Source organism: Bradyrhizobium sp. th-b2, from assembly GCF_000426785.1.
GTDB classification, from domain to species: Bacteria; Pseudomonadota; Alphaproteobacteria; order Rhizobiales; family Xanthobacteraceae; genus Bradyrhizobium; species Bradyrhizobium septentrionale.
This window is the reverse complement of record NZ_AUGA01000211.1, coordinates 1-2,262: the sequence shown is the minus strand read 5'-3', so window position 1 is coordinate 2,262 and position 2,262 is coordinate 1. Positions and strand designations below refer to the sequence as shown.

The window sequence follows — 2,262 nt, the reverse complement described above, 5'->3', positions numbered from 1 at the left end:
CGGCCCATAGCCAACATCTCCCCGCTGCGGAGCGCGTTCGGTACGGATCCAGGCAACCGTCAGTTCCCAAGCCACCGACAGAATGATCGGTCCGAGGGGGTGAAGCGGACGCTACTGTTGCGTGTTCCGACTTCCGTGTTTGACCCATCAGAGACATCAGCCGCTCGGGCGTCTTGCGGTCGGTCAGGACTGGGTCCGCTATATCGCGCGATAACGGGAACGTGACCGATGCCCCGGCTGAACGTCTAGCCGCGTTGATCTGCGTCAATACGCGTGAAGGCATGCATTCATTGGTGAAGGATGGGGTGGGTATTCCTCAAAACGGAGAAGAGACTCATGAAGTATGTAAGAAAGGCAGCGCTTGCAGCTTCTGCCTTCGGTTGTGCAGCACTGTTCTCCTTTGGTTGGGCTGAGCAAGGCGGCATCTCGCTGTCAGTCGAGAGCGCCCAGGCGCGGGTTGGTCGCCCGCTAACCCCCGTGAGCGTTGCGGGCGTTGCGCGTCGTCAGAACCGACGGGCGGCCTACTACGGGGCAGGTGTTGTCGGGGCAGGCGTTGCAGCGGTCGGCACGGGTGCCGCTATCGCCGCCACGGCTGCGCCTAACGCTTGGGGAAACAACAATTGGGGAAACAACAATTGGCGCGGCGCTTACGCGGCCCAAACTGATCCTTACTTTGGGCAAGCTCACTACGTCCACAGGGCTTACCACGGACATAGCCCCTACTACGGTTATTCCGGATGGGATGATTACTCGGCGCGTAACAGCATTAAATGCACGCCGGGTGGCGCAATTAAACTTGACGACGGTCAGATGTATTTCTGTCAGTAGGGGCCCCACCTACGCATCGCGAAAGAGGCGGCTTTCTCGGCCGCCTTTTTGCGATCTGCTCAGACGAAAGAGTATTAATGATTGACCTAGATCAACACTCCGCCGATCTATCAGATTGCCTATAACAGTTGTCGACAATAGGCACACAGACCAGACAGCCTTTGCCGTCTACCCAATGTGACAACAGGGAGTAGGTGCAATGAGAGCTTTCTCACTTATCGGACTGCTGTTTGCAGCGGTGGTGTTGGCGACCGTTCCGGTCTCGCCGCAGGTGACACCGCGCGGCGTGGAGTTAAGCGTTGATCAAGCGCAGGCCATCACGTACCGGCGCGCCCGCGTGACTGCGCGTCGTGTCGACCGTCGCGATTTCCGCCAAACACGGCGCGCCGTGCGGCGTGGTGTCTATTAACAGAGCACGATGGGCAATGATGATGGCGCGGGCAAAGTGAGCCAGAACCGATTCCAGTCGCCGCCGTGCGGCTCGATAGACGACGAAACAGGACGAGCCCAAGGTCAATGGTTCGGGGCGCACCGGAGCGACCGGCATGCCACTGGCGGCATATTTCTGGAAGGTCGGAGCAGTGTTGCTCGCACTGCTCTTTGTTGCAGATTATTCGCTGCCGGGAGCCCCGACCGTCGATCAGGCGGCTGCGAACCGGCCGGCCATACGTATCCACTCGGATCGCAAATGGCCCGAGCGTGTTGACTTCGATACCCGATCGCCGGTGATCGTCGCCGCTGCGCCCGTGGCCGAGCCGACCGAGGTCGCAACTTCGTCGGATGTGACCGAATCGCCCGTTACCGTCGCACAGAGCCCGGGGGTGGCGAATTCTTTCGCTATGCTGCCGGATACACGCCCGCCTGAAACCGTCGATCGCAAGCGACAACGCAAGAAGTTGCATGTTGCGGCTCGACCGAGGCGAAACGTCCAGTCGCAGATGCTTCTGGCGGCACGACGGGGGCAGTTCGGCTGGTCCGGCTTCGGAACTTGGTGATCGGCGTCCGGTCGGGACCTGTATCTCGCTCATCATTTCATTGTTCATCAATATGCCAAGCTTGGATGCGGGACGACGGAATGAGTTGCCTTGGGACGTGCGGATTGATCGCGCCCGCAATACAGCGAGACCTTCGTCGAGCTGGGCGCGTCTAGGCAGACGTGTTGCCTCGCCTGAAGCTGCAACCACGGCAGCAGCCTGGCGGCGGTTCGATTGCGGTCGGATCGCCCGTCTGACGGGTTCTTCAGACATATTCCCTCCAACAAAATCGGCCGGCATTTCTGCCGGCCCAGTTTACGGGAAAAGTTGGAATAGGACGAGGTCAGTATCTCGCTGCGCCGTAACCGCCGAAGCGGTAGTTGATGCGCAAGGTGACCATATCGACGTCTTGGCTGATCCGATTGAGCGCACCGGCAACAATCGGATTGACGACAGAGAA

Annotated in this window: 3 protein-coding genes; 2 read left to right on the top strand and 1 reads right to left on the bottom strand. The window is 59.7% G+C overall.

The window, feature by feature from the left end; all coding sequences use genetic code 11:
* The first annotated feature begins 336 nt into the window (after nucleotides 1-336).
* Nucleotides 337-828, top strand: coding sequence for a hypothetical protein (locus tag K359_RS65620; protein ID WP_245284961.1), 492 nt, complete (start codon nucleotides 337-339; stop codon nucleotides 826-828).
* 292 nt (nucleotides 829-1,120) lie between these two features.
* Here K359_RS65620 and K359_RS62885 read toward each other — a convergent pair whose 3' ends face one another.
* A complete protein-coding gene (locus K359_RS62885; RefSeq protein ID WP_156929143.1) occupies nucleotides 1,121-1,375 on the bottom strand; it encodes a hypothetical protein in 255 nt (84 codons plus the stop codon).
* On the opposite strand from K359_RS62885, the gene K359_RS58170 reads away from it, so the two are divergent.
* Nucleotides 1,374-1,823 (top strand): hypothetical protein, encoded by a 450-nt coding sequence (locus K359_RS58170; RefSeq protein ID WP_051346856.1) that lies wholly within the window; start codon nucleotides 1,374-1,376, stop codon nucleotides 1,821-1,823. The genes K359_RS62885 and K359_RS58170 overlap by 2 nt on opposite strands.
* The last annotated feature ends 439 nt before the right edge of the window (nucleotides 1,824-2,262 follow it).

Coding starts and splice junctions, on each gene's coding strand:
- K359_RS65620 (WP_245284961.1), top strand. CDS start 337: ATGAAGTATGTAAGAAAGGCAGCGCTTGCAGCTTCTGCCTTCGGTTGT.
- K359_RS62885 (WP_156929143.1), bottom strand. CDS start 1,375: ATGCCGGTCGCTCCGGTGCGCCCCGAACCATTGACCTTGGGCTCGTCC.
- K359_RS58170 (WP_051346856.1), top strand. CDS start 1,374: ATGCCACTGGCGGCATATTTCTGGAAGGTCGGAGCAGTGTTGCTCGCA.